The sequence below is a fragment of the Bradyrhizobium sp. RD5-C2 genome (assembly GCF_019972155.1).
Lineage (GTDB): Bacteria > Pseudomonadota > Alphaproteobacteria > Rhizobiales > Xanthobacteraceae > Bradyrhizobium.
Genome location: NZ_BOVL01000057.1, coordinates 36,533 through 55,932, shown reverse-complemented (window position 1 = coordinate 55,932; position 19,400 = coordinate 36,533). Strand labels below are relative to the sequence as shown.

The following is a 19,400-nucleotide window of genomic DNA, read 5'->3' as shown; positions in this document are numbered from 1 at the left end:
CTCCGTTTGATCGTTGGGGAGAGACTGCTCTCTTTTTGGTATCTCACAAGAATATGTTTGATATGGTATCCATCTCGAATTGAGATGGAGCGCCCGTCATGGACCTGCGGCAAATCCGCTATTTCGTTGCCGTCGCCGAGCGTGGCGGCTTTGCCGCCGCAGCGAGCACGCTGAACGTCGCCCAGTCGGCGCTCAGCCGCCACGTCAAGGAGCTCGAAGACGAATTGGGCGGCGCCCTGCTCGAACGCGGCGCGCGCGGAGTCTCGGTTACGGAATCCGGCAAGGTGCTGCTGGCGCGCGGGCGCTGGCTGCTCGGCACGATCGACGACATCAAGGCCGAGGTGCGCACGGAAAATCGCGAGCCGAGCGGTACGGTGCGGATCGGCGCGCCGCCAAGCCTCGGCGATATCCTCTACCCGCCGCTGGCCCAGACATTCGTGAAGCAATTTCCACGCGTGCGGCTCGAGCTCAGTGAAGGCTTGACGGAAAACGCATCCGAACGGCTGCTACGGGGCGAGCTCGATCTGGCGATCGTGACGACGCCGCCCCCCAACGATCACCTCGACTATGAACTGCTCATGGTCGAGCAGGTGTTCCTGATCGGACCGGCGCGCGATCCGTTGCTGAAGCGCGGCAGACTGACCCGCAAGGAATTCGACGCCCTACCATCCGCCGTGGGCCCGCTCAGCCGCAACCCGTTCCCGTCGACCATGCTCTGCGCGGTACGGGTCGACAACAGCACGCCGATGAAGCGCATGGTGGCATCGGGCCTCGGCTATGCATTGCTACCGTTCTCCGGCATTCACCAGGAAGTCGCTGCCGGTACGCTAGCGGCAGCGCTGTTGCCGTGGATGCGCGCCGACCGCGTCCTGGCATTGCCGCGCGGACGGCCGGTGAGCCGGGCAACGCGTGAAGCGATTGCAACGTTGAAGAAGATCTGCCGCGCTTTGATCGATGACGGGACTATCCTGACCGCGCCGGCGCGCAAGAGCTGAGCACGATTCCGCGCTGCACGCGCGGGCTCCATTCGCGGCATCCCGCCACCCGTTCCCGACGGCCCGGTCTCACCGCGTCAGCTCCGGGCCACCAATCGCCTTGACCATAGTTGTCATGACAACTATAGAGTCATTCCAAGATTGGCGATCAAGCCGGCTGTTCCCGCCGTGGAACGCGCCTTGCAGCCGGCGGCAAGTCGTAGGGAGGACGTGATGAACGCTGCTTCGCAGAACCACGCGGCACGGCTGCGGGAGATTTCCCGGCTGATTGACGACCGCCCGAGCGAACGCATCTTCCAGATCGATCGCCGGATCTTCAGCGATCCCGACGTGTTCGACGCCGAGCTCAGGCATATTTTCGAGGCCACGTGGAATTTCATCGGCCTGGAATCCCAGGTCACCCGGCCCAACGACTTCGTCACCACCCATATCGGCCGGCATCCGATTCTGGTGATGCGGAGCGCCGAGGGCAAGGTCGGCGCCTTCCTCAACACCTGCCGGCATCGCGGCACGGTCGTCTGCCCCTTCAAACAGGGCCGGCAGAAATTCCATGTCTGCCGCTATCATGGCTGGGCCTACGACTCGAGCGGCCGCAACATCTCGGTGACCGAGGAAGCGAGCGGGCAGTATCCGCCCTCCTTCTCGAACCAGAATCACGACCTGCTCCCGGTCGCCCGGCTCGGCTCGTATCGCGGATTCCTGTTCGCAAGCCTCTCTGCCGACGTTCCACAACTGGAAGATTTTCTCGGCGACACCCGCGCCTTCCTCGACCTCCTCATCGATCAGAGCGACAGCGGTGAAGTCGAGTTCGTGCCGGGCGCCAGCTCCTACACGTTTGATGCAAACTGGAAACTGCAGTTCGAGAATGGTCTCGACTATTATCATTTCGCGACCACCCACAGCTCCTACGTCGATATCCTGAAGAAGCGCAACGCCACCGCCGGACCGGACGCCGGATTCACGGCGGAGCCGGAAGGCGAACAGGAAGGACAAGGCAGCTTCAGCTTCGACTATGGCCATGCCGTCAACTGGTCGATCAAGCGGACGCAACTCTATGGCCGTCCGCTCGGCATGGATCCGGCGCGTCTCGATGCCGTGCGGCAGCGCGTCGGCAGCACCCGCGCCAAGTGGATGCTTCGGCAACGCAACCTCACGATTTTTCCGAACCTGCAGGTGATCGACATCCTGTCGGCGCAGGTACGAACCTGGCGGCCGCTGGCGCCGGACAAGACCGAGATGGTGTCGCACTGTCTGGCTCCGGTCGGCGAAAGCGCTGCGGCGCGCACGCTTCGGATTCGCAACTACGAAGATTTCTTCAACGCCTCGGGGCTCGCGAGCTCCGACGACAACGTGATGTATGAATTCTGCCAGACCGGCTACGACGCGACATCAGCCGCGCCCACGCAAGGCTATCTGCGCGGCGTCGCGGAGGTCGGCCATGGCGAAAGCGCGCATACGCGCGAGCTCGGCATAACGGCGTCCGAATGGTCGTTCGGCCCCACCAGCTTCGGCGGCGAGACGAATTTCCACCCCGGCTATCGTGAATGGCGCAGGCTGTTGCAGCACGCCGCGGGGGAGACGGCGTGATGGCTGGCAGCGCAATCGAACAAGCCGACGCTCACGCGGTCGCCGCCGCTGTCATCTTCCGCGAGGCCCGCCTGCTCGACACCGGCGAATGGACCGATTGGGTCGCGATGTACAGCGAGGACGCCGTCTACTGGGTGCCGGGATGGCTCGACGAATACACCACGACCAGTGATCCCGATACGCAGGTCTCGCTGCTCTACCACGATGCACGGCGCGGACTGGAAGAGCGGATCGCTCGCATCGAGTCGCGCAAATCGATCACCGCGCTGCCGTTGCCGCGCACCGTGCACCAGATCTCGAACCTGGAGGCGTCCGAGAGCGGACCTGATGAGATCATCTGTCACTCGGTGTTCTCGGTGCACGTCTACGACCCGCGTGTCGCCAAGGAGCATCTGCGCCATGGGCGCTATCAGCACACGCTGAGGCGCGAAGGCGAGACCTGGAAGATCGCGCGCAAGGTCATCACGCTGGTCAATGACCGCGTTCCGACCGTGCTCGATTTCTACAGCATTTGAGAAGACACATGACGGATCAAGGAATCTGGCACGAAGCTGCCACGCTCGGCGCATTGAACGAAGGCGAGCCCTACGGCATCGAGATCGCCGGCCACTACATCGCGCTCTATCGCGTCGGCAATGAGTACTACGCCACGAGCAATATCTGCACCCATGCGGAGGCGCTGCTGTCGGACGGCATGCTGGACGGATGCGAGATCGAGTGCCCGCTGCATATGGGCCGTTTCGACATCAGGACCGGCGAGGCGCTGACCAGTCCGGTGGAGATCGATATCCGGACCTATGCCGTGCGCGTGGCGGGCGAACGGCTGGAAGTCTGCGTGTCCGAATAAGGCCACCATCAAAAATCAAGAATCGGGGGAAGCCGGGATGACCGAAGTCGTGATGGACAAGGCGGTGAGTGTGACCGCCGATCCGGAGATCGAACGCACCACCATCCGCAAGGTCGCGCTGCGCCTGATGTGGTTCGTGATGGCGATGTATTTTCTCGCCATTCTCGACCGCGGCAATATCTCCTTTGCCGCGCTGCAGATGAACAAGGAGCTCGGGCTCAATGCCGAGATGTTCGGCATCGCGGTCGGCATCATGTATTTTACCTATTCGATCTTCGAGATCCCAAGCAATCTGATCCTCGCCAGGTACGGCGCCCGCGTCACGCTGACGCGGATCGCGATCCTGTGGGGCATTGCCACGGTGCTGATGGCCTTCACGCAAGGCCCGCTCAGCCTCTATGCATTCCGCGGCTTCCTCGGCTTTGCCGAGTCCGGCCTGTTTCCCGGCGTCATGCTGCTGCTGAGCCTCTGGTTTCCGTTCAGCTACCGCGCCCGCTACAATGCGATGTTCAACTATGCGGTGCCGATCTCCTATATCTTCGCCTCGCTGATCTCCGGCGTCATCCTCGAACTGAACGGAACGTTCGGGATTTCGGGCTGGAAATGGCTGTTCATCCTCGAAGGCGTGCCGCCCATCATCCTGGGGATCGTCGGCATCTTCTACCTGACCGACCGCCCGCAGCAGGCGACGTGGCTGTCGACGGCGCAGCGCAACTGGCTGACCGGTGCGCTGGAGCGCGACGCCAAGGCGACCGGGGTGGTGCATGCCGAGGGCGTGCTCAGGACCATCACCAAGCCGATGGTGCTGCTGTTCGGCCTGTGCAATTTCGGGCTGTTCTGCGGGCTGGCTTCGCTGTTTCCCTGGCTGCCCCAGATCATTAAATCGTTCGGCCTGCCGAATTCGCAGGTCGGCTTCGTGACCGCGATCCCGCCGATCGCCGGCCTGATCGGCATGATTGCACTGTCGCGGCACTCGGACCACGTCGGTGAACGCTTCTACTATGCCGCGGCGACCTTCGTGATCGCGGCAGCGGGCTTCGCGATAGCAGCCTTTTCGACATCGCCGGTCTGGATCATCGTCGGATTCATGGTTGCCAATGTCGGCGTCTATGGTACGCAGGCCGTGTTCTGGACCATTCCGCAGTCCTACATGTCGCGGCAGAGCGCGCCGGGAGCGATCGGCCTGGTCAGTACCATCGGCAGCATCGGAGGTGCGACGATCCCGATCGTGATCGGACGCGCCAAGGATGCCTCCGGCAGCTTCACTACCGGCTTCCTCGTGGTATCAGGCGTTCTCCTCGTCGCGGCGGTCCTGGTCTTGATCGCGCGCACACAACTCGTGAAAGAATGAAAAGCCGGACTGCTCGTACCAAAGTCGCTGACGCGCGCCGCGCCCCGCAGGAGGACGCACGTTCGGAGCTGGTGATCGATTTCGAACGCTATGTGCCGACGGTGCTGTCGAGCCTGGTCGCGAAGTTGCGCGCGAATGCCAATGCGTTCTTCCCGCAAGCCTACGGCGTCTCGCTCGCGGAATGGCGGGTGCTGTCCTTTCTCAGGGAGCATGAGCCCGCCAGCGCCTACGACATCTGGACCAACGCGCAGCTCGACAAGGCCGTCGTCAGCCGCGAGACGACGTCGCTGAAGAATAAGGGGCTGATCGAGCTGACCCCGGTCCGAGGCAGCGCCCGGAACCGGAGCGAGATCCGCCTGACGGCGCAGGGCGTGGCGCTGCTCGACCGCAGCCTCGATGAAATCCTGCGCCGACACAGCAACCTCACGGCCGGCCTCGATGCCAGAACGCTGGACACCTTCTTCCGTGTCGTTGATCACATCGAGCACCGCATTCCTCACATGGCCGATCCGTCCGAACATGCCGCGCCGGCCCATGCGCCGGTCAAGCGCATTGCGAAGCGGCGATCGCCGAGCGGCGGCTGAAAGCGGCGGGCCGCGAAGGCGGCGATGCGCAGATCGAAATACGAGTCACGGTGCGGTGAGTGCACGAAGGAACCGGGCGTAATTTATGTTTCAGTAAGCAAGTTGTAGCTAAGGTCGATCAGTGAGTTGCGTATAGGAGACTTCCAGTGATCGACTTTGACGAACTTCGTAGTATCGCCGCGGATGTTCGTATCTTTATCGATGCCTCGGAAGACAAGGGCAGCGCCCTGAAGGCCATCGTCGAGGCCTACGATGTCGTCCTCGGCATTTTCCCGGCCGGCCCCGGAATGGACCTTCACGTGGTCAAGGGCACCGAAGTTCTCAACCACATCGCGCAGACCCAGGCCTCGTCGGGTTTCACGCACACCGCCATCGCATTCCAGACCCGCGAGCAGGCTGTTGCGCTTGAGCACCTGATGGCGGCCTAGCGACCGGCGCAGAGCGCCTGGCGGCTGCGCAATTTGCTTTAAGATCAACCGATTGCCCGCCATGCGGCGGGGGCGATATGCACTTTGTGCCAATCTTGTCCCCAGGGCGCGCGGTCCTGGCAAAACGACGTCCCTACCCATCAATTCCGTGCCGTCGTCCACGTTGCCTTCCCGAGCAAAACCGGCAAAAATCCCGCCCACGATTCCGCCGTGGGACGCATGGATATGGGCCAGCACCTGACGGTTCACAGCGGCGAGCTTGACGGCTTCGAGGGGCTCCACGACGCCGTCAAAGGCTCGCATGTCGAGGTCATGCAGCTTGAGCGCGGCAAGCTGCGCGGAACGTTGTCCCATGTCGGGATCGGCGATTTTTCGCTCAGCATCGGCGCATTCAATGTCGGGGTCCGCACCCAGCGTACTTCGGCCGACAACAAGCTGATCATCGGAATGCTGCTGAACGCCACGGATCGCGTCACGCATTGGGCATTCGACATGCAGCCGGCCGACGTACTGGTGATCCCACCGTCGGTCGAGCATGACGGCGTCTTTCACAAGGCCTCGTCCTATGCAGCCATTCGCTTCGACATGGCCGATCTGCCCGACATATTCGGCGGCGAGCCGCGGCTCGCCGATGCCGAAACCTGGCAGGCAAAGAACCACTTTCGCGCCGACCCCGCGCTCGGCATGGCCGGGGCGGCCAGACTGCCGCAGATCGTCGCGCATCTCGCCCGGTATCCGGACGCGCTGTCGGACTCCTCGTCCGAGTTCTGGAAGCGCGCGATCATCGAATGCGTCAGGCCGACGGCCATCACATCGCTGCCGTCAGACGGAACCAGCTATCTGCCGTCGGCGATGAGGCTGGTGCGCCACGTCGAGGACTATCTGCACGCCGCGGGCGCCCGCCCGGTCCATGTCTCGGAAATCTGCACCGAGCTTCGGCTGTCGCGACGCAGCCTGCACCGCGCCTTCCACGAGGTGTTCGGCGTCGGCCCGGTGACGTTCCTGCGCTACAAGCGGCTCTGCATGATCCGTTCGATCCTGCGCGAAAGCACGCCGGAGCAGACCACCGTTTCCAAGGTCGCGATCGAACAGGGCTTCATCGAGCTCGGGCGCTTCTCGCAATACTACCGCGCGATGTTCGGAGAGTACCCGTCGCAGACGCTCGGCTACGCCGGCTAGAACAAGCTCATTTCGATCGTCCCGGATCGCCATTGCCCGACAGCACCAGCGCGGCGCCGCCGACGCCGCGCCGGAAGGCCTCATCGAAGGTGACGCCGCGAAACTGCCATGTGTAGTCCTTGCCGCGCCACGCCATCCGCCATTGCGTGGCCCAGCCGAGATCCTTGTCATCCCAGACCAGTTGCCCGACCAGGATGGCCTCGCCGCCCTGCGGCGCCACGATCGCACTGAGCTGCGCGGGCTGCATCTTCAGGAGCCCGACGGCCGTGACTTTGGCGCGCGTCAGCGCAGCCGAATCAGGCAGCACGAAGCGCATGCCGCGCTTGCCGGCGGCAGCCGCGAGTGCATCGCGCTGCAGATCGGACTGCGTCCCGTCCGATGTGACGATGAAGTCCTTCGGTCCGTGCAGCATCTCGACGAACACGCCGAGCGCCGGCCGCTGCGATCGCCACGGCTTGAGGCCGAGCTCGGCGAGAACGCCGTCGATCTTGCTCTGGTCGAAAGCCACCGTCAGGTCGTAAGGCCGGTCGCGGGTGCCCTGCTCGTCATGATGCGGCTTGCCGGCATACTGGTCGTGATAGTCGAAACTACTGACGAACTCCCTGACCCTGGATTTGAAGCCTGCGAGACGGCGGTCGCTCGCCAGCATCGGCTGACCTGACACCTTGATCAGGACGTCCTCGAGACATGCACCGAAGCCGATGATGCGGTTCGGCTCGCCCTGGCCGGTGACGACGGTCTGCGCGCGGTAGAGGCTGTCATCCGCCGCCATCGCAGCGCTGCAACAGATCAATGCCGCGGCAAGCAGCGTTCGGACCACACCCCGTGCGAACGTGGCGATCGGATTGGGTTTCGTCTCAAGCAAGGCAGCCATGGTCACCTCCGCTCGGTCACTTCATCAACGGCACATTGGCGGTATTTTTTGGCAGCGCCAACATGTTCGGACATGGGCGCCATTCCATCGGCCGCACTGCACGCTATGGCCACGCGTGGCAGGCCTGACATATGCTGGGTGAATGCGCGGCGGCGCCGGGTGCGCTGCCCAAGACAAGAAGATCGACGAGAACAGCCAGCAGGAGACGCCCCGTGAAATGCTATGAGTTGCAAGGCCCCGGCGGCGTCGATGCGCTTGCGCTGGTCGACAAACCGGTTCCACAGGCCGGCCCCGGCGAGGTGCTGGTGCGGCTGAAGGCGGCGACGCTGAACTATCGCGACCTGCTCACGGTCAAGGGCGGCTACGGTTCGAGGCAGAAGTTTCCGCTGGTGCCGGTCTCCGACGGCGCCGGTGTCGTCGAGGCAGTCGGCGCCGGGGTCAGGAGTTTCGCACCCGGCGATCGCGTGATCGGCAGCTTCTTCGAAAGCTGGCTCGGCGGCGAGCCCAGCGAGGCGCGGATGCGCGCGGCGCTCGGCGGCAGCGTCGACGGCGTGCTGACCGAATACCGGGTGTTTCCGGCGCACGCGCTGGTGCGCACGCCGGACCATCTCAGCGACATCGAAGCCGCAGCGCTGCCGTGCGCCGGCCTCACGGCATGGAGCGCGGTGGTCAAACTCGGCGACATCAAACCGGGAAAGACCGTGCTGACCCAGGGCACCGGCGGCGTGTCGCTGTTCGCGCTGCAATTTGCCAAGATGTGCGGCGCCCGCGTCATCGCGACCTCCTCCAGCGACGCCAAGATCGTGCGGCTCAAGCAGCTCGGCGCCGATGTCACGCTCAACTACAAGACCACGCCCGACTGGGGCAAGAAGGCGCGCGAGCTGACCGGGCGCGGCGTCGACCTCGTCGTCGAGGTCGGCGGCGTCGGCACGCTGAATGAGTCGATCCGCGCGACGAAAATCGGCGGCACCATCGCCTTCATCGGCGTGCTCGCCGGTCCCGCTTCTTCCGACACAAGGCTGCCACTGATGGTGATGCAGCAGCAGCGGCTGCAGGGCGTCACCGTCGGCTCGATCGAGGATCTGCAGGCGCTGTGCGACGGGATCAGCATGCACGGCGTCAAGCCGGTGATCGACAAGGTGTTCGCGCTCGACCAGGTCAAGGACGCGTTCGCCCACATGGCGAGCGGCGCGCATTTCGGCAAGATCGCGATTGCGATCGGCTGATTTGCCCACAAGCAAGGCCTAGCGCCCCGTGAACTGGGCCTTGCGCTTCTCGACGAAGGCCTGACGGCCTTCCTTCGCGTCGGCGCTTTCGCGGATCACCATCTGCAGCTCGATTTCGTGGCGGAACTGATCGGCGTAGCTCGCGTGCTCGCTCTCCTCGAGCAGCTGCCGCGTCGCGACCAGCGCGCGCGTCGGGCCATCGGCGAGGCGGCCGGCGAGTGCTTTCGCCTCGTCGAGCAGCCTTGCGTCATCGACCACGTCGCGCACCAATCCCCACTCCTTGGCCCGCTCAGCCGACAACGGCTCGTTCAGCAGCATCAGCTCAAGCGCGCGCTGGCGCCCGATCAGGCGCGGCAAGAGCCAGGTCGAACCGAGGTCGGGCACCAAGCCGATCCGGCTGAACACCTGGATGAAGCTTGCCGAGCGCGCGGCCAGGATGATGTCGCCGGACATCGCAAGGCTGAAGCCGCCGCCGGCCGCGACGCCGTTGACGGCGACCACCACCGGCATCCGGCACTCGCGCAAGGCCTGCATCGCCGGCCAGTAATGCTTCATCACGCCGGTATAGATGTTGTCGCCGAGCGAGTTGAACGCCTTGAGATTCTGCCCGGAGCAGAAGCCGCGTCCCTCCCCGGTCAAGACCAGCGCACGGATGCCGGGCTCGACGCCCATCTCGCCGATGGCGCGCGCGAGATCGCCGAGCAGTTCCGGCGTCATGGCATTCAGGCTGGCGGGATCGTTGAGCGTCAGAATGCCGACCTTGCCGTCCCGCTCACACTTCACACTGCTCATTTTCCGCTCCCCGAAATTGGTTCTTGTTGCACTGACAGTGCCATGCTTGGCATGCTACGCCAACGCGACCCGCCCGCAACAAGAACAGCGAAAGCAACGCCATGTCCGACCAGTTCTCCAACTCGCAAGTGATCCGCAAGCCGGCCGTCAGCGCCAAGGGCGGCATCGTCGCCGCGCAGTCGCGCAAGGCGGCCGAAGTCGGCGCGGAGGTATTGGCAGCGGGCGGCGATTGCGTCGACGCCGTGATCGCAACCACCTTTGCCCTCGGCGTGCTGGAGCCGTGGATGAGCGGCGCCGGCGGCGGCGGCGCGATGGTGCTGTACCGCGCCAAGGAGAACCGCGTCGAGGTGATCGACTACGGCATGCGCGCGCCGGACGGCCTGCGCCTCGAGGACTATCCGCTGACCGGCGGCGCGGCCTCCGACCTGTTCCCCTGGGCGCGGGTCAAGGACGACCGCAATCTGCACGGACCGGGCTCGATCGCGGTGCCCGGCGTCGTCGCCGGCATGGAAGAGGCGCATCTCCGCCACGCCAAAATGCCGTGGAAGGACCTGTTGGCACCGAGCGTCAAGCTCGCCGGTGAAGGCCTGCTCGTGGATTGGTGGACCACCGACATGGTCGCTAGCTCCGCCGCGGATCTGCGGCGCTATCCGGCCAGCGCCGCGGCGTATCTGCTGGACGGCCTGCCGCCGAATGCGCAATGGGGCATCAAGTCGGTGGTCCGCATGCCGCAGGATAGGCTGCAGGCGACGATGGCGCAGCTTGCCGCGGCCGGCCCGCGCGATTTCTACGAAGGCGATCTGGCGCGCAGCATCGCCGACGACATCCAGGCCGCTGGTGGCGCACTGTCGGTGCGCGATCTCGCTGCCTTCCGCGCCCATCTGCGCGAACCGCTCAAGATCCCCTATCGCGGCGGCACGGTCTACGCGACGCCGGAGCTGACCGCGGGTCCGACCATGGCGCGCACGCTCGGCTTGCTGCAGAAGGCGCTCGCGCCCGCGCAGGGCGGCCCGGATGCGGCCACCTATGCTGCCTACGCCGAGGCGCTGCAGGCCGCCTATCGCGAGCGGCTGAAGGACATGGGCGATGTCGACGGCCGCCGCGCGCTCGGCGCCGAGGCGATCGCGCCATCCTGCACCACGCATTTCTCCGCGGTCGACCGCGACGGCAATATGGCCGCGGTGACGCAGACGCTGCTGTCGACCTTCGGCTCCAAATTCGTGACGCCGAACACCGGCCTCACCATGAACAACGGCATCATGTGGTTCGATCCGACGCAAGGCAATCCGAACTCGCTCGCACCCGGCAAGCGCTGCCTGACCAATTACACGCCCGTGGTGGCTGAGGCTGCCGACGGCCGCCGTCTTGCCGCCGGTGCATCCGGCGGCCGCCGCATCCTGCCCGCGGTGTCGCAGCTGCTCTCCTTCGTGATGGACTTCGGCATGGATCTCGACACCGCGATCCATCAGCCACGCATCGACGCGAGCGAAGGCAATGTCGTGATCGGCGATGTCCGCCTGCCGCAAGCTGTGCGTGAGGTGCTGCGCGGCAGCTTCGACTATGCGGAGGCCCGCATCCAGACCCAGCCCAAGAAGTTCGCCTGCCCCAGCATCGTGCTGCGCGACGGCACCACAAACAGCGGTGCCACCGAGCCGTTTCATCCGTGGAGCGATGCAATCGCGGAGGGGTGAATCGATTGCGGCGCACATAACAACAAGCATCCCGGGGAGGCCGTCATGAACTACGAGCAAATCACGTGCGACATCGACGGCTCCCTGATGATCGTCACGCTCAATCGCCCGGACAAGCTCAATGCCTACACCGGCACCATGGGCGCGGAGATCGCCGACGCGTTCCAGCGCGCCGACGAAGATGACAGCGTCCGCGCGATCATCGTCACCGGCGCGGGCCGTGGGTTCTGTGCCGGCGCCGACGTCTCCGGCGGCGCCAACAGCTTTGACACATCGGGCAGCCACGGCGCCGGCGTGTTCGCAAGCGCCGGCCAGCGCAGCGGCCGCTTCGTCGAGGCGATCTTCAACTGCCGAAAGCCCTCGATCGCCGCGATCAACGGCGCTGCAGTCGGCGTCGGCATCACCATGACCTTGCCGATGGATATCCGTATCGCCTCGCGCGGCGCCAAGATCGGCTTCATCTTCGCGCGCCGCGGGCTGGTGCCGGAGGCCGGCAGTGCGTGGTTCCTGCCAAAGCTCGTCGGCCTGCCGCAGTCGCTGCGCTGGTGCCTCTCCGGCCGGACCTTCGATGCGGACGAGGCGCTGACCGGCGGCCTCGTCAGCGAGGTGGTCGAGCCGGATGCCTTGCTCGAGCGGGCGCGGCAGATCGCCCACGAGATGACGGCGGAGACGTCGGCCGTGTCGGTCGCGCTGACCCGCCAGATGCTCTGGCGCTTCGCCGGCGCGCCTGATCCATTCGAATTGCTTGCGATCGACAAGCCGATGTCGGTCGAGCGCGGCGGCCACGCCGACGTGCGCGAGGGCGTGCAGTCCTTCATCGAGAAGCGGAAGCCGGCCTTTTCGGGCAAGGTCTCGCAGGACATGCCGAGCCAGTATCCGTGGTGGTCGCCGTCGGAATGATCGGAGATCGCGGCGCGGAGACCGCCGCGCTTCGAGACGGCCGCTGCACCTCACGGTCGCACCTCACGCACCACCGTCGTCCCGGCGAAGGCCAGGACCCATAACCACCGCGCGCGGTGATGAATGGGATAGCGGCCCCAGCGTCGCGCAACGATTGAGATTTGGGGTAATGGGTCCCGGCCTTCGCCGGGACGACACTGAAGATGTGGTACGGCCGGTGAGTCACATATAGGCATTCCCGCGACGCGCGGGCACAGTCCGATCAGCAGCGCGGGATTCGAAACGTGAACCGTGTCTCGGCAGCGGAGGACGTCACCTCGAGCTTGCCGTTGTGGGCGCGCGCAATTTCCGCGGCGATGTAGAGGCCCAAACCCAGGCCTTCGTAGGTCGACTGGTGCGCAACGCGAAAGAAGGGCTGGAACAACCTCTCGATCACCGCCGGAGAGATCGGCGCCCCGCCATTGGCGACCGACAATTCGAAGCCCTCGTTGTCGGTTGCCGCAGACACCCTGACTGACGAATTGCCATCGCCGTGCTTCAGGGCATTGCCGACCAAATTGGACAGCAATTGCGCGATCCGGGCCGGATCCGAATTGATGCCGCGATTGATGGCGAAATCGGTCTGGATCACACGATCGGGCCATGCTGCCCGCAATTCATTCACGACCTGCTCAAGCGCCGGCAGCAATTGCGCGTCGGCGCTGCGCTTCAGTTTGAAGCCGCCGCCCAGACGGGCGCGCGCAAAGTCCAGGACGTCGTCGATCAGGGTAGCCATGCGCTTTACGCTGTTCTGAAGCAACCCGACATAGGTCATCGACTTTTCGTTGAGCGGCTCCTTCAGCAACAACCTCATGCCCGCGTCGATCGAGGCGAGCGGATTGCGCAGATCGTGCGCGAGCACCGCGATAAACTGCTCGCGGAGCTCGTCCGCTTGCTGGTGGCCTAGCAGCGCCGCCTCGCTGGTCGCGACCCGCTCCTGCGCCTGCAGATGAAACGCGATCAGCGACGCGAACAATTTGAACATGTTGACGACTTCCGGCGTGTTCACCTTCGCCGGGTGCGGATCGATCGCGCAGAGCGTCCCGAAAAACGTGCCGTCGGCGAGCACGATCGGAATCGAGATGTAGCTTTGAAATCCGTACATCGCCGGCGTGTGGTGGTCGCGAAACGCCGGATCATCGGCAACGTGGTCGATGACGACGCCGTGTCCGCTCGCCCGGATTTCGTCGCAGATCGTGGTCTCGACCTTCAGCTCGCCACCGGGCTTCAGTCCGAACGCGATGTTGTCCCGAACTGCGCAGGCAATCCAGCGGCTTTCCGTGACCCTCGCTACCGCGGCAAAGCCCATGCCTGTGCTGCGGCACACGACGTCGAGGATGGTCGGAACTGCATCGATCCGGCTAATCGCCAGGATGTCAGCCTTCAGGTCAGCGGGGAGCTCTGTCGTCGCGGCGGCCGACGAGCCTTCCAAGTCCGTGGCAATCAAATCGGGAATTCGGATTTACCTCACGCAAACACCGGGAGCAAAAAAGCCCGATCATGGGTCACGCACAATGCGGATCGTCAATGATCTCAGGATGGCCCGAAATTTCGACCGCTGTCCACATCAAAGATGGTTCCGCGATTTCCCAGGCTCGGATCGCTCGGACGCGGCAGATAAATCAGCGATTGACGCTTTTGCGATGGCGCCGAAGGACATTGCAGGACGCAAACGGGCTGATACATTTCGACGCAACAACGGACAATGGTGACCGGCTTGAGCGATGCAAACGCAGACGTGCCGCCCGGCGCCCAGCTCCTTGGACGCGAGTGGCTGGGATTCGACGGCGAAATCGCCTCGATCCGCTTCGCGGGGCAGCCTCTCTTCACCAACCGGCACGGAACGATCCAGGGCGGCTTCCTCGCCGCGATGCTGGATTCGGCCACGGGTCTCGGCGCCCTCGCTGCGCTCCCGTCCACCAGGACCGTGGTGACCAGAACCCTCACCACGCGGTTTCACAAGCCGGCGCGCGTCGGGCCGATCACGGCCAAGGCCAAGGTCGTCTCGCAGACCGACCGCGACATGATCGTCGAGGCCGATCTGATTGACGCTGACAATGTGACGGTTGCCAGCGCCACGGCCGAATTGCGGATTCTGGACAAGCGATAGCCATGCGTTGTGCTCCCTTCTTGTTGTCAGCCCTGTTGCTGCTTGCGGCCTCTGCGGCGCACGCGGCTGGACTGCGGCACTTCGACGTTCCCGCCGGTCCCGACGGACCTGCGATCAGAGGGGTCGCCTGGCACCCCTGCGCCGAACCCCCGCACGAGATCGACGCCCGCGGCGGCAGAACGTTCTTCGGCGTCAACGACTGCCCGATCGCGGGAGACAAGCTGCCGCTGATCGTGATCTCGCATGGCCGGCGTGGCTGGCTCGGCGGCCACCATGACACGGCCGCAGCGCTGGCGGATGCCGGTTTCATCGTCGTGACGATCAATCATCCAACCGATACCGAGCGCGACACCAGCGGCACCGACAGCCTTGCCGTCACGGTCGAGCGGCCCGCCGACATCAAGCGCGCGACCGACTACGCGCTTCAAGGCTGGCCCGATGCGGTTCACATCGATGCCGGACGCATCGGTCTCTATGGTTTCTCCTGGGGCGGCTATACGGGCCTCGCGGCGATTGGCGGCGAGCCCGATCTCCGCAAGGGCCTGCCGAACTGCCAGACATCGAGCCTGCGGGCCTGCAAGGAGCTCGACGGCGGAGAAATACCAAGCGGACCGGTCGTCCATGATCCGCGGATCAAGGCAGCGATCATCGTCGATCCCTTTCCTGTGCTGTTCTTTGCCGCCGAGAACCTGAAAGCCGTGACGATCCCCGTTCAATTGTGGAGCTCGGACCCCGCGCAGAATGGCGATGGTCTCTCCGGCTGCTGTGCCGCCGCCATCAACGACAGGCTTCCGTCCAAACCGGAATTTCACCTGGTTAAGGATGCGAAGCACTTCTCCTTCCTCGCGACCTGCACGCCGGCGGAGACAGCGAAGATGGCCGCCATCTGCACCGACGCGCCGGGCTTCGACCGCGTCGCGTTTCATCAGCGCTTCCACGCCGCCGCCATCGCGTTCTTCAGAACGCACCTTGGCGAAGCCGGAACGCGATAGCGGCAGCTAGACCCCGAGCTTGTCCCTGACCCGCCCGGTCAGCACGGCCGTGGTGACGCCGACGCGCCAGAAGGCGTGCATCGGGATCGGCTTGATGCCCGTCACGGGCATGTCGATCTCGGCCTTGGGGCCTTCGATCAGGCGGCTGGCGAGCTGTGCGCCCATCGCGGTCGAGAGCGCGACGCCGCGGCCGTTGCAGCCGAGCGAGATCAATAGATTCTCCGCGGGCGCATGGACATGCGGATAATGATCGGTGGTGATGGCGAGGCGGCTGTTCCAGCCATGGGTCCAGCTAACGCCTTTGAGCTGCGGCCACAGCCGCTCGGCGTAGCGGATCAGATAGGCGACGTCGGTCGGCTTGCTGATCCAGCGCATCGGGCCGCGGCCGCCCATCAGCAGCCGGTTGTGCTGGTCGATGCGATAATAGACCGTGATATGGCCGCTTTCGTAGAGCACCGGACGGCCCGGCATGATCGAACGCGCGACCTCCTCGGACAGCGGCGCGGTCGCCGCGATCGAGGAGAACACCGGCACGATGGTGCGGCGGAGCGCGGGCCACAGATCATCGGTAAAGCCATTGGTCGCGAGCAGCACCTTGTCGGCATGCACGACCGCGCGCGGGGTCTCGATCCGCCAGCTTCCGCCGTCACGGCGCAACGACAGCGCCGGCGTCTCGCCATGGACGGCGACGCCGGCCCCGATCGCGGCGCGCGCCAGGCCGCGCGCGTAACTCAGCGGATGCAGGTCGCCGCCGCGCGCATCCAGCATCGCACAGAGGTAACGGTCGCTGCCGGTCATCTCGCGCATCTCGGCGGCGTTGAGCAGTTTCACCGGCATGCCGCGCCGGATGCACTGCTTGGCTGTGGTCTCGATCGCCGCCGCGCTGGCCTCATTGTAGGCGGCGCGCAGCGTGCCGTTCTGCCGCGCCTCGCAGGGAATCTGGTAGCGGCGGATCAGGTCGTGCGTGAAATTGGTGGTGCCGTAGGAGAATTCGATCATGCGGCGGCCGAGATCGGCGCCGAAATCCGCTTCGATCTGGTCGGGGTCGTGCTTCAACCCGGGATTGGTCTGACCGCCATTGTTGCCGGAGGCGCCCCAGCCCGGCTCCTGCGCCTCCAGCACGGTCGCAAGCACGCCCTGCTCGGCAAGATGCAACGCAGTCGACAAGCCGGTGAAACCGCCGCCGATGATCGCGACCGGCACGCTCTTGTCTGACGTCAGCGGCGGCGTCGGCGTCGCCTCCACCGCAGTGTCGGCGTAGAGACTCGGTGGCAGCGGAAGGCGGGTGGGCGCGTTCATTGGGCGGGACCGGATCAAAGCGGATGCAGCACGCGGCGCAGGAAATCCTGGGTGCGCGGGTGCTGCGGTTGGTTGAGGACGGATTTGGCGGCGCCCTGCTCGACGATGACGCCGCCGTCGATGAACAGCACGCGGTCGGCGACGTCGCGGGCAAAGCCCATCTCATGGGTGACGACGACCATGGTCATGCCGTCGTCGGCGAGCTTGCGCATCACCGAGAGCACCTCGCCGACCAGTTCGGGATCGAGCGCCGAGGTCGGCTCATCGAACAGGATCGCCTTCGGCTGCATCGCCAGCGCCCGCGCAATCGCGACGCGCTGCTGCTGACCGCCAGAGAGCTTTGGCGGATGCACCTCGGCCTTGTCGGCGAGCCCGACCTGCGCGAGCAGCGCACGGCCACGGGCGATCGCCGCCTCGCGCGGCTCCTTCTTCACATAGAGCGGCCCCTCGATGACGTTCTCGAGCGCGGTGCGATGCGGAAACAGGTTGAAGCGCTGGAACACCATCGAGACCTGGGTGCGGATCGCCACGATCGAGCGATTGCCCTGATCGACGCGCGCACCCTCGACGCTGATCTCGCCGCGATCGTAGCTCTCGAGCCCGTTGATGCAGCGCAGGATAGTCGACTTGCCGGAGCCCGACGGGCCGATGATGCAGACCACCTCGCTCTTGGCGACCGAGGCGGTGATGCCCTTCAGCACCTCGACCTTGCCAAAACTCTTGTGGACGTCGTTGAGCTCGATCATTTGCGGTTCGCCTTGTTCTCGAAGTGCCGAACCAGCAGGATGAGCGGAATGCTCATGGTGAGATACATCAGCGCCACCAGCGTGAATACGCTGGTGTTCTTGAAGGTCGAGGAGGCGATCAGCTTGCCTTGCAATGCGAGCTCGGCGACCGTGATGGTGGAGGCCTGCGAGGAATCCTTCAGCATCATGATCATGATGTTGCCGTAGGGCGGCAGGATGATCCTGACCGCCTGCGGCAGCACCACGCGGCGCATGGTGAGCCACCAGCCCATCCCGATGGTTTGCGCCGCCTCGATCTGCCCCTTGTCGATCGCCTCGATGCCGGCGCGGAAGTTTTCCGCCTGATAGGCCGAATAGGCGATGCCGAGCCCGATGATCGCGGCCTGCAGCGCCGATAGCGCGATGCCGAAATCGGGCATCACGAAATAGATGTAGAACAGCAGCACGATGATCGGGATGCCGCGGATCACATTGATCACCGCGGCGCTGAGGCCTGTGAGGACGCGAATTCCGGACACCCGCATCAGCGCCCACACCAGCCCGAGCACGGTCGAGAGCAACAGCGAGCCGACGGTGACGACGATGGTCAGCCAGACACCCTGCAACAGGATCGGCACGAACTCGACGGCATCATGGAAGAATTTTTGCATCGGCTAGTCGTATCCAGTCCCGTCACATGCTCGAATACGCCCCGTCACCCTGAGGAGCGCGTAGCGCGTCTCGAAGGGTCGACGGCCACCAGCCGGGCCGTGCATCCTTCGAGACGCGGCGTAGACGCCGCTCCTCAGGATGACGGATCACCTCGGGACGCACGCGTCACGACGCGCTGGCCTTCTGGCCCCATTTCTCCAGGATCTTCGCGATCGTGCCATTGGCCTTGAGCTTCGCCAGCGAGGCGTTGATCTTGGCCAGCAGCTCGGTATCGCTCTTGCGGATGCCGATCGCGACCGTGCCGACGGTGACGGGCTTGTAGCCATCGACCAGACGCACATCGGCGAAATTGCCCTGCTGCAGATTGTAGGCGAGGATCGGATAGTCGGCGAAGCCGGCCTTGAGGCGGCCCGCATTCACGTCGCGCAGGATGTCGGGAATGGTGTCGTAAACCTTGACCTCGCTGAACAGCCCGGTCTTCTTCAGCGCATCGACGAACGCAGTGCCGACCTGGGCGCCGACCACGGTGCCCTTCAGATCTTCCTGCGAGGAGTAAGCCTTGGTGTCGGCCTTCGGCACCACCAGGCCTTCGCCATAGGTGTAGACCGGCTCGGAGAAATCGATCACCTCCTTGCGCGCGGCAGTGGCGAACATCGCGGCGGCGATGATGTCGATCTTGTTCGCGGTCAGCGAAGGAATCAGTGCCGAGAACTGCATCGGCTCGATCTGCACCGAGAAGCCGGCGTCCTTGCCGATCTCGGTGGCGAGATCGACCATGATGCCCTGGATCGAATTGGTCTTGGTGTCGAGGAAGGTGAAGGGGATGCCGGTCGGCGTCGAGCCGACCTTGAGCACCTGTTGCGCCCCTGACGGCGTGCTGACGGCAAGGGCAAGCGCCGCCACCGCGGCCTGAACGAGACGCTGAAAGGACATCGCACACCTCCCAAACTGGCGCCGGCGCCACCTCGCCCGCTGTGTCAGCGCTTTTGGTTGCGGGCGACGCCGTTCCGGACTATTTTCACTAATATGAAATTGTGGTCACGAAACCGCGGCCAATGCAAGCGGTTTTCATGCACATGAAGGAAGCGGACTGACGTGAGCGGCGGCAA

At 64.7% G+C, this 19,400-nt stretch carries 20 protein-coding genes; 13 read left to right on the top strand and 7 right to left on the bottom strand.

Annotated elements, in window-relative coordinates; genetic code table 11:
* The first annotated feature begins 98 nt into the window (after window positions 1–98).
* The 8 genes from BraRD5C2_RS36475 (at window position 99) to BraRD5C2_RS36440 (ending at window position 6,971) form a co-directional block, all read left to right on the top strand.
* Entirely contained in the window at window positions 99–995 is an 897-nt protein-coding gene (locus BraRD5C2_RS36475) for a LysR family transcriptional regulator (RefSeq protein ID WP_223976792.1), read from the top strand.
* A gap of 213 nt (window positions 996–1,208) precedes the next feature.
* A complete protein-coding gene (locus BraRD5C2_RS36470; RefSeq protein WP_223976790.1) occupies window positions 1,209–2,582 on the top strand; it encodes an aromatic ring-hydroxylating oxygenase subunit alpha in 1,374 nt (457 codons plus the stop codon).
* Window positions 2,582–3,097 carry an aromatic-ring-hydroxylating dioxygenase subunit beta gene (locus BraRD5C2_RS36465; protein ID WP_223976788.1) on the top strand — a complete coding sequence of 172 codons (516 nt, stop codon included), beginning with the start codon at window positions 2,582–2,584 and terminating at the stop codon, window positions 3,095–3,097. Before BraRD5C2_RS36470 ends, BraRD5C2_RS36465 begins: the two co-directional genes overlap by 1 nt.
* A gap of 8 nt (window positions 3,098–3,105) precedes the next feature.
* Window positions 3,106–3,429 carry a non-heme iron oxygenase ferredoxin subunit gene (locus tag BraRD5C2_RS36460; protein ID WP_223976786.1) on the top strand — a complete coding sequence of 108 codons (324 nt, stop codon included), beginning with the start codon at window positions 3,106–3,108 and terminating at the stop codon, window positions 3,427–3,429.
* Window positions 3,430–3,466: 37 nt separating this feature from the next.
* Window positions 3,467–4,780 carry an MFS transporter gene (locus BraRD5C2_RS36455; RefSeq protein ID WP_223976784.1) on the top strand — a complete coding sequence of 438 codons (1,314 nt, stop codon included), beginning with the start codon at window positions 3,467–3,469 and terminating at the stop codon, window positions 4,778–4,780.
* Between the two features lie 71 nt (window positions 4,781–4,851).
* Window positions 4,852–5,364 carry a MarR family winged helix-turn-helix transcriptional regulator gene (locus tag BraRD5C2_RS36450; protein ID WP_223976782.1) on the top strand — a complete coding sequence of 171 codons (513 nt, stop codon included), beginning with the start codon at window positions 4,852–4,854 and terminating at the stop codon, window positions 5,362–5,364.
* Between the two features lie 146 nt (window positions 5,365–5,510).
* On the top strand, window positions 5,511–5,792 hold the full coding sequence (locus BraRD5C2_RS36445) for a hypothetical protein (RefSeq protein ID WP_223976780.1): 282 nt from the start codon (window positions 5,511–5,513) through the stop codon (window positions 5,790–5,792).
* A 225-nt stretch (window positions 5,793–6,017) separates the two neighbouring features.
* Entirely contained in the window at window positions 6,018–6,971 is a 954-nt protein-coding gene (locus BraRD5C2_RS36440) for a helix-turn-helix domain-containing protein (RefSeq protein ID WP_223977035.1), read from the top strand.
* Between the two features lie 7 nt (window positions 6,972–6,978).
* Here BraRD5C2_RS36440 and BraRD5C2_RS36435 read toward each other — a convergent pair whose 3' ends face one another.
* The gene (locus tag BraRD5C2_RS36435; protein WP_223976778.1) at window positions 6,979–7,845 is read right to left on the bottom strand and encodes a DUF2066 domain-containing protein; all 867 of its coding nucleotides are present in this window, start codon (window positions 7,843–7,845) and stop codon (window positions 6,979–6,981) included.
* Window positions 7,846–8,057: 212 nt separating this feature from the next.
* On the opposite strand from BraRD5C2_RS36435, the gene BraRD5C2_RS36430 reads away from it, so the two are divergent.
* Window positions 8,058–9,071, top strand: a complete 1,014-nt coding sequence (locus tag BraRD5C2_RS36430) for a zinc-dependent alcohol dehydrogenase family protein (protein WP_223976776.1) — start codon at window positions 8,058–8,060, stop codon at window positions 9,069–9,071.
* An 18-nt stretch (window positions 9,072–9,089) separates the two neighbouring features.
* On the opposite strand, the gene BraRD5C2_RS36425 is transcribed toward BraRD5C2_RS36430, so the two are convergent.
* On the bottom strand, window positions 9,090–9,863 hold the full coding sequence (locus BraRD5C2_RS36425; protein ID WP_223976774.1) for an enoyl-CoA hydratase-related protein: 774 nt from the start codon (window positions 9,861–9,863) through the stop codon (window positions 9,090–9,092).
* A 101-nt stretch (window positions 9,864–9,964) separates the two neighbouring features.
* Here BraRD5C2_RS36425 and BraRD5C2_RS36420 point away from each other — a divergent pair, with 101 nt between their 5' ends.
* A complete protein-coding gene (locus tag BraRD5C2_RS36420) occupies window positions 9,965–11,554 on the top strand; it encodes a gamma-glutamyltransferase (RefSeq protein WP_223976771.1) in 1,590 nt (529 codons plus the stop codon).
* Window positions 11,555–11,599: 45 nt separating this feature from the next.
* Window positions 11,600–12,454: an enoyl-CoA hydratase-related protein gene (locus tag BraRD5C2_RS36415; protein WP_223976768.1), complete on the top strand. Its 855-nt coding sequence runs from the start codon at window positions 11,600–11,602 to the stop codon at window positions 12,452–12,454.
* A gap of 262 nt (window positions 12,455–12,716) precedes the next feature.
* Here BraRD5C2_RS36415 and BraRD5C2_RS36410 read toward each other — a convergent pair whose 3' ends face one another.
* Entirely contained in the window at window positions 12,717–13,940 is a 1,224-nt protein-coding gene (locus BraRD5C2_RS36410; RefSeq protein ID WP_223976765.1) for a GAF domain-containing sensor histidine kinase, read from the bottom strand.
* A gap of 270 nt (window positions 13,941–14,210) precedes the next feature.
* Between BraRD5C2_RS36410 and BraRD5C2_RS36405 the strand changes: the two genes are divergently transcribed.
* On the top strand, window positions 14,211–14,603 hold the full coding sequence (locus BraRD5C2_RS36405) for a PaaI family thioesterase (RefSeq protein ID WP_374708092.1): 393 nt from the start codon (window positions 14,211–14,213) through the stop codon (window positions 14,601–14,603).
* A gap of 20 nt (window positions 14,604–14,623) precedes the next feature.
* Entirely contained in the window at window positions 14,624–15,595 is a 972-nt protein-coding gene (locus tag BraRD5C2_RS36400) for an alpha/beta hydrolase family protein (RefSeq protein ID WP_223976759.1), read from the top strand.
* 6 nt (window positions 15,596–15,601) lie between these two features.
* Here the strand turns inward: BraRD5C2_RS36400 and BraRD5C2_RS36395 are convergent, their stop codons facing one another.
* From BraRD5C2_RS36395 to BraRD5C2_RS36380, 4 genes are all read right to left on the bottom strand, one after another.
* Window positions 15,602–16,894 carry an NAD(P)/FAD-dependent oxidoreductase gene (locus BraRD5C2_RS36395; protein WP_223976756.1) on the bottom strand — a complete coding sequence of 431 codons (1,293 nt, stop codon included), beginning with the start codon at window positions 16,892–16,894 and terminating at the stop codon, window positions 15,602–15,604.
* A 14-nt stretch (window positions 16,895–16,908) separates the two neighbouring features.
* Window positions 16,909–17,640 (bottom strand): amino acid ABC transporter ATP-binding protein, encoded by a 732-nt coding sequence (locus BraRD5C2_RS36390; RefSeq protein WP_097676801.1) that lies wholly within the window; start codon window positions 17,638–17,640, stop codon window positions 16,909–16,911.
* Entirely contained in the window at window positions 17,637–18,290 is a 654-nt protein-coding gene (locus tag BraRD5C2_RS36385) for an amino acid ABC transporter permease (RefSeq protein WP_223976753.1), read from the bottom strand. Before BraRD5C2_RS36385 ends, BraRD5C2_RS36390 begins: the two co-directional genes overlap by 4 nt.
* Before the next feature lie 166 nt (window positions 18,291–18,456).
* Entirely contained in the window at window positions 18,457–19,224 is a 768-nt protein-coding gene (locus BraRD5C2_RS36380) for an ABC transporter substrate-binding protein (RefSeq protein WP_223976750.1), read from the bottom strand.
* Window positions 19,225–19,400: the final 176 nt, after the last annotated feature.